Annotated in this window: 4 protein-coding genes; 3 read left to right on the top strand and 1 reads right to left on the bottom strand. The window is 67.9% G+C overall.

What is annotated here, in order from left to right:
• Window positions 1–156 precede the first annotated feature (156 nt).
• Complete coding sequence (locus Q8N10_RS09565) at window positions 157–1,719, bottom strand: glycosyltransferase family 39 protein (protein ID WP_304783829.1); 1,563 nt, start codon at window positions 1,717–1,719, stop codon at window positions 157–159.
• A 196-nt stretch (window positions 1,720–1,915) separates the two neighbouring features.
• On the opposite strand from Q8N10_RS09565, the gene Q8N10_RS09560 reads away from it, so the two are divergent.
• The 3 genes from Q8N10_RS09560 (at window position 1,916) to aguB (ending at window position 7,474) form a co-directional block, all read left to right on the top strand.
• Window positions 1,916–5,281, top strand: a complete 3,366-nt coding sequence (locus tag Q8N10_RS09560) for a TonB-dependent receptor (protein ID WP_304783832.1) — start codon at window positions 1,916–1,918, stop codon at window positions 5,279–5,281.
• A 307-nt stretch (window positions 5,282–5,588) separates the two neighbouring features.
• Window positions 5,589–6,599 carry an agmatine deiminase family protein gene (locus tag Q8N10_RS09555; protein ID WP_304783835.1) on the top strand — a complete coding sequence of 337 codons (1,011 nt, stop codon included), beginning with the start codon at window positions 5,589–5,591 and terminating at the stop codon, window positions 6,597–6,599.
• Window positions 6,599–7,474, top strand: a complete 876-nt coding sequence (aguB, locus tag Q8N10_RS09550; protein ID WP_304783838.1) for an N-carbamoylputrescine amidase — start codon at window positions 6,599–6,601, stop codon at window positions 7,472–7,474. Before Q8N10_RS09555 ends, aguB begins: the two co-directional genes overlap by 1 nt.
• Window positions 7,475–7,520 lie beyond the last annotated feature (46 nt).

Raw genomic sequence — 7,520 nt, 5'->3', positions numbered from 1 at the left:
AAAGCTCGTCGTCGTCGCCGTCATGAGAAAACTCATCGAGGCCGCAAACCTCGTCCTCAGCCGGCAACAGCCCTGGATTAGACAACCCACTTAACATGGTTGCTCATCCGACCGGTCTCCGACCGGCCACCTTCTCCCGCAGGGGGAGAAGGAACACTAATCCCGCGCCGCGCTCTTCGGCTTCGGCGGCTGCCCGGTCACCGGATCGCGGGGCAGGGGGGCGTAGCCTTCGCCGATGAACAGCTCGGTGCGCCGCCGGCGCTTGGCGTCCAGCATCACGCTGTGGATCTCGCGGCCCGAGACCGCCTGGAAGTCCTGGGCCAGCTCGTCGCGGTAGATCAGGTCCAGGCTGGCGGCCAGCACCCGGGCGCCGGTGGCGCGCGTCAGGGGATCGGTGGTCTCGGCCTGGTTCTGGGCATGGGCCTCGCGCACCCACATCTTCAGGGGCGGGGCGTTCACCGCCCCGAAGAAGTCGCGCCCGTAATAGGCCGAGGCGTTGAACAGGAACCGGTCGTCCACCGCCACGGCGGTCAGGCCGCGCTCGGCGCCGGCCCGCGCGGTGATGGCGTCCACCGTCTGCTCCCAGCCCTTGGCGCGCTTGAAGGCGTTGGCCGCGCCGATCTTTTCCGAAAACGCCGGGCTGATCACACAGGCCAGGAACAGGGTGGCGATCACCGCCTGGCTGGCCACCGCGCCGAGCAGCCAGCCCTTGGCCCGCCAGCGCATGAGCCAGGCGGCCACCAGGATCGATCCGGCGACGTATCCGGCCCCGGACCAGTTGGCGTTGGCCCGGCTGATGAAGGCCTGGGTGGTGACGATCAGGAACGGCGGAATGGAGAAGCACAGCAGGGTCAGGTCGGCGTCGGTCAGCCGGCGGCGCGCGGCCAGCAGCACAAGCCCCCCCATCAGCACGGCGAAGGGGATCGGCCCGAACACCCCGAACTGCGAGACCAGGAATTCGCCGAGCTCGGGCAGGTTGAACAGCTTGCGCCCGCCCCAGGCGGCGTTGGCGGCGGTGTGCTGAACGGTGGAGAATCCGTGCGCGGCGTTCCAGGCCAGGTTCGGCGACAGGATCAGCAGGAAGGCGCCCAGCGCCACCCCCGCCGTCTTCCAGTCCCAGACGCGGCGCGCGTCGGCGCTGATCAGCAGATGCAGGGCCAGTCCGATCAGGGCGTAGACCGCCGCGTACTTGGACAGGAAGGCCAGCCCCACCGCCGCCCCGAACCCCGCCGCCGTCAGCAGGTGCCGGCGCCCCTGGGCCAAGGGCAGCTCAACATAGGCGAGCAGCGACAGCGACAGGAAGAACAGCAGGGCCGCGTCGGTGGCGATGGCCAGGGACGAAATCTGCACCCCCGGCATCAGGGCGTAGAGGGCGCAGGCGGCGAAGCCGATGGCGGGCCCGTACAGCCGCCGCCCGATCCCGAACACCGCCAGCGTCACCCCCAGGTGATAGAAGGGCGCCGCCAGCCGCACCCAGGCCTCGCTGTTTCCCCCGATCGCCGTGGTGGTCCAGATGGTCCAGGCGATCATCGGCGGCTTGGAGAAATAGCCCCAGTCCAGGGTCCGCGACCAAAGCCAGTACTGGGCCTCGTCCGGATAGAGCTCCAGGGGGGTGACGAACAGGGCTGTCAGCCGCACCGCCGTCAGGCCAAAAGCCAGCAGCAGGGCGCCTCTCCAATAGGCGCCCGCGCCGGAGGCGGACGAAGCGTTATCGGCCAAGCGTTCTATCCCTGTCTGGCGGCGGACGGTGGCGCGGCGCAGGCGCCCTGTAAAGCGAATGCGTGTCTTTAAAGCAGCACTCCCGACAGGACATGATGCCGTAACAAATCCGTCACCTACAGCCACTTTTTTGGCGCTATAGGGACTGCAACGCGTGGGGCCCTGGGCTGGCCCTGCTGATGGATAGGGGATTCCAATGACTTCGATGAAGCGGCTCGCCGGTGGCGCAGCTCTGAGCGCGCTCGCGCTCGCCATGTCCAGCGCCGTCTACGCGCAGGACACCACCAGCGCCGTGCGCGGCCAGCTGACCGGCGATGACGGCAATATCGTCCGCAACGCCTCGGTCACCCTGGTGCACACCCCCTCGGGCACCCGTGCGGTCACCGCGCCGAACGCCGACGGCATCTTTGACGCCCGCGGCCTGCGCGTCGGCGGCCCCTACACCATCACCGTCGCCGCCCCCGGCTACGAGACCAAGACGCTGACCGGCATCAACCTGGCCCAGGGCGACAGCGTCCGTCTGGACTTCGACCTGATCGCCCAGACCACGGTGGACGAGTTCGTCGTCACCGCCGCCCGCGACGTCACCTCGGAAAACTCCGGCGCCAACACCACCCTGGACCGCGACGGCATTGAATCAGTGGTCTCGGTCACCCGCGACATCCGCGACCTGGCTCGGCGCAACCTGCTGGCCTCGGCCAACACCAGCGCCGACGGCGGCATCTCCATCGCCGGTTCGAACCCCAAGTCCAACCGCATCACCATCGACGGTTCGCCTGTGCAGGACGACTTCGGCCTGAACTCCGGCGGCGTGCCCACGCGCCGGGGTCCGATCTCGCTGGACGCTATCGAGCAGTTCACCATCCAGGCCGTGCCCTACGACGTGCAGAACGGCGACTTCCAGGGCGGCTCCATCGACATCGTCCTGCGCTCGGGCACCAACGACTTCCACGGCAGCGTCTTCACCAACTACCTGAACGACGGCATGGTCGGCGACTCGCTGCGCGACAAGCCGGTGAAGCAGACCATCACCCAGTCGAACTACGGCGCCTTCCTGGCGGGCCCGATCCTGCAGGACAAGCTGTTCTTCGCCATCTCCTACGAGCTCTATGAAACCTCCGATCAGGTCGGCTTCGGCCCGGCCGGCCAGGGCTTCCCGAACTCCTTCTCGGGCATTGGCCAGTCGCAGATCGATCAGGTCACCAATATCCTGAACAACACCTACACGACGGACTTCGACGCCGGGACCATCCCGCGCACCGGCGCGATCATCGACGAAAAGTACTCGGCCAAGCTCGACTGGAACATCAACGACAACCACCGGGCCTCGTTCACCTACCGCTACGCTTTGTCGGAATCGGTGGCGCGTTCGAACCTGAACAACAACACCGCCAGCCTGTCGTCGAACTTCTACCTCTCGGGCGACGAGGACTATTCCTACGTCGGCGAACTGAACTCCAAGTGGACGGACCAGCTCTCCACCCAGCTGCGCGTCTCCTATCGCGACTACGAGCGCCGTCAGAACCCGCCGGCCGGCCAGGAATTCGCCGAACTGCAGATCTGCTCCATGGCGGTCAGCAACACCACCCTGACCACCTGCGACAGCCCCAATGGCCTGATCCGCATCGGGCCGGACTCGTTCCGCCAGGCCAACGAACTTGAGACCCACAACCTGCAATTCCAGGCCAAGGCCGAATATTCCCTGGGCGACCATCTGCTGAAGGTCGGCTTCGAGACCCAGAACCTGGAAATCGTCAACCTGTTCGTGCCGGAAAGCGACGGGGTCTACTACTTCGACTCCATCGCCGACTTCCAGGCCGGCCGCGCCAACCGTCTGCAGTACTCCAACGCCCCGTCCGGCAACCCGCTCGATGCCGCGGCCCTCTTCGAGTACTCGCAGAACAGCGTCTATTTCCAGGACGTGCTGGACGTCACCGAGGACCTGCAGGTCACCGCTGGCTTCCGCTACGACTGGTTCAAGAGCGACGACAAGCCGACCCTCAACCCGAACTTCACGGCGCGGAACGGCTTCAACAACCAGCAGACCTATGACGGCCTTTCGGTGATGATGCCGCGCGTGGCCTTCAACTGGAAGCCGGAGGGCAAGCCCTACCGCGTCAATGGCGGCTTCGGCCTCTTCTCCGGCGGCGTGCCGGACGTTCTGATCTCCACGGCCTTCTCCACCACCGGCTACGCCGCGGCCGGGGTCAACATCCAGCGCAACGCGGATGGCACCTTCCGCGAAGTGAACAACTCCGCCGGCTTCACCCAGGCCAACGGCGCCGCTGGCCTGAACATCAACGTCGCCGATCCGCGCTTCGGCTACGACCTGCCCACCGGCGTTACTGGCCTGGTGACCCCGGCCGGCATCCCGGCGGGCGGCGAGACCATCGCCTTCACCCCGGGCTTCCGGATGCCGTCGTCGTGGAAGTTCTTCCTCTCGGCGCAGTACGACCTGCCCTGGGACATGAAGCTGAGCGCCGACTTCGTGCACACCACCGTGAAGGACGCCATCGCCTTCAAGGACCTCCGCGCCCAGCCGCTGATCGTCAACGGCGTCATCCAGAAGACCCCGGACGGCCGCATCCGCTATGACGGCCTGCAGGCCACCGACGCGGCCCGCGCCGCGGCCGGCATATCGGGCACCAACGCCCCGGCCACCCGCGACCTGCTCGTCTACAACACCGACGAGGGCAAGGGTTACGTCTTCGGCGTCGGCCTCTCGAAGGACTTCGACTTCGGTCTCGGCGCCTCCATCGGCTACGCCCGCCAGCGCCTGGACGAGGAAACCTCCGGCGGCCGCTTCGGCACCACCGCCGGCTCGCTCTACGCCAGCCAGTCCACCGGTCTGGATTTCAACCGCGACGCCTACGGCAAGGGCTACGAGGAGGTCAGCGACCGGGCCAAGTTCGAACTCAACTACAAGCATGAGTTCATCGCCAACCACCCGACCCGGTTCTCGCTGTTCGGCGAGACCCGCACGGGCCGTCCGGTCAACGCCACCATGGGCTCGGCCTCCCGCGACCGTAGCACCACCTTCGGCGTGAACCGCTCGGCCTACCTGCTCTACGTCCCGGACATCGCCGGCGACACCAACAAGACCGACCTGCAGATCGGCAAGGTGTTCTTCGACACCGCCACCACCCGCGACAACTTCCTCGCCGCGGTGCAGAAGTTCGACCTGCCGAACAACGCCATCGTCTCCAAGGGCGCCATCAAGAACCCCGACGTGAACCAGCTCGACCTGCAGATCAGCCAGGAGTTCCCTGGCCTGACCGACGGTCACAAGTTCCGGGTCGTCCTCGATGTCCAGAACGTGCTGAACCTGGTCAACAACAAGTGGGGCATCGTCGAGGAATACGGCTCGACCGGTTCCGGCCAGGGCAACAACCGCATCATCGACGCGGCCTGCGCCAACGCCGCCGGGGTGGCCTCGGCCTCCAGCAGCCCCGTCTGCGACACCTACCGCTACTCGAACTACAGCTCGACCGCGACGGCCAAGTCGATCAACAACGACCGTTCGCTCTGGTACGCCCAGATCTCGCTCCGCTACGAGTTCTAAACCTCGCAGCGACATCGCTTTCGCGGAAAGGGCGGCCCTCCCGGGCCGCCCTTTTTCGTGGCTGGAGCGAGATCCTCCCCCAGCGCGCCAGCGCGATGTGGGGGAGGTGGGGCGAGGCGCAGCCTCGAGCCGGAGGGGGACCAACCTAGTTGGCTCCTACCGCCCCCAAACGAGAGTCAAGGTCCCCCTCAGGCGCTCCGCGCCAGCTCCCCCAGGAGGGAAGCATCTTGGTGTCCCTGCCCCAAGCAGCGCTTGACGTAGCCCGCCGCGCCGCCCATTTCGCGCCTCCAAGACACAAGGGCCGCCGATGACCGTTCTCGTTCCCGCCGAGTGGGCGCCGCACCGGGCCATGTGGCTGGGTTTCCCCAGCCATGCGGAGGTGTGGGCGCAAGACCTCGACCTGGCCCAGGCCCAGGTGGCGGCCCTGGCCCGCGCCCTAGCGGGGCCCGGCAAGGAACGCGTGCGCCTGATGACCGGCTCCCGCGCAGGTGAGGCGGCCGCGCGGCGTCTGCTCGACGGCGTCGCGGGCGTCGAGATTGTCCCCGGCGTGTTCGGCGACATCTGGCTGCGCGACACCGGCCCGATCTTCGCCAAGGGTCCGAACGGCGACGAGGCCCGCGCCTTCCGCTTCAACGGCTGGGGCGGCAAGTACGAGATGGAGGGCGACGACACCGTGGCCGGCCAGATCGCCACGGCCGCCGCGACCCCCCTGGTGCAGCAGGAGATCATCATGGAGGGCGGCTCGCTCGACCATGACGGGGAGGGCACGATCCTCACCACCGGCCAGTGCCTGCTCAATCCCAACCGCAATCCCGGCTGGACCCGGGAGGCCGCCGAGGCCGAGCTGGCCGCGTCCCTGGGCGCGCGCAAGGTGCTGTGGCTCGGCGACGGCCTGGCCAACGACCACACCGACGGCCACGTCGACAACCTGGCCCGCTTCGTGGCGCCGGGCGTCGTGGTCTGCCCGGTCGCCTGGGGCCGGGGCGACGTCAATGTCTATGCCTATGACGCCTGCGCCCGCGACCTGGCGGCCATGACCGACGCGCAAGGCCGGGCCCTGAAGGTGGTGCGGATCCCCTCGCCCGGCTGGATCGAGAGCCACGAGGGCGGCGCGGCGCCCGCCAGCCACATGAACTTCATCATCGCCAATGGGGCGGTGATCATGCCCACCTATGACGGCGATCCCCGCGCCGCCGAACTGGCGATGCAGGCCCTGGCCACCGTGTTCCCCGGCCGCGAGATCATCGGCCTGCCGTCCGACGCCATCCTCACCGGCGGCGGGTCCTTCCACTGCATCACCCAGCAGGAGCCCGCCTGATGGCCCGCACGATGAGCGTCGCCGCCCTGCAGACCGCCTACGGGATGGACCTGGACGCCAACATCAAGAAGACCGAGGCCCTGATCCGCCAGGCGGCGGCGGCCGGCGCCCAGGTGATCCTGCCGTCGGAGCTGTTCCAGGGCCCCTATTTCTGCGTGACGCAAGAGGAGCGCTGGTTCGCCCAGGCCTATCCGTGGCGGGAACATCCCTGCGTCACCGCGCTCGCGCCGCTCGCCGCCGAGCTGGGGGTCGTCCTGCCGATCTCGATCTTCGAGCGCGAGGGGCCGCACTACTTCAATTCCCTGGTGATGGTGGACGCCGATGGCGCTCTGATGGGGGTCTATCGCAAGAGCCACATTCCCGACGGCCCCGGCTATCAGGAGAAGTACTACTTCCGGCCCGGTGACACCGGTTTCCGGGTCTGGGACACCAAGTTCGGCCGGGTCGGCGTCGGCATCTGCTGGGACCAGTGGTATCCTGAGGCGGCCCGCGCCATGACCCTGATGGGCGCCGAGGTGCTGCTCTATCCCACCGCCATCGGGTCGGAGCCCCACGACGCGACCCTGGACACCGCCGCCCCCTGGCGCCGGGCCATGCAGGGCCACGCGGTCTCCAACGTCATCCCGGTGGTGGGCGCCAACCGCATCGGCTTCGAGCCCTGGGCTGACTATCCGAACGGCGGCCAGGCCTTCTATGGCGCGTCCTTCATCGCCGACCATCGCGGCGACCTGGTCTCGGCCCTCGACGACGAGGAGGGGATCGTGGCGGCCAGCTTCGACCTCGACTTCCTGGCCACGCACCGCGCCGCCTGGGGCTTCTTCCGCGACCGCCGCACCGATCTCTACGGCGCGCTGGTGAGTCCGCGGCCTGTCTGACGGTCACATGTCGGCCTATGTCGGCCGGCGCTCAGGTCCGCAAACC

The organism is Phenylobacterium sp. (assembly GCF_030693625.1).
GTDB classification, from domain to species: Bacteria; Pseudomonadota; Alphaproteobacteria; order Caulobacterales; family Caulobacteraceae; genus Phenylobacterium; species Phenylobacterium ferrooxidans.
Note: the sequence above shows the minus strand (reverse complement) of the source record. Positions and strands in the feature narration are given on the sequence as shown.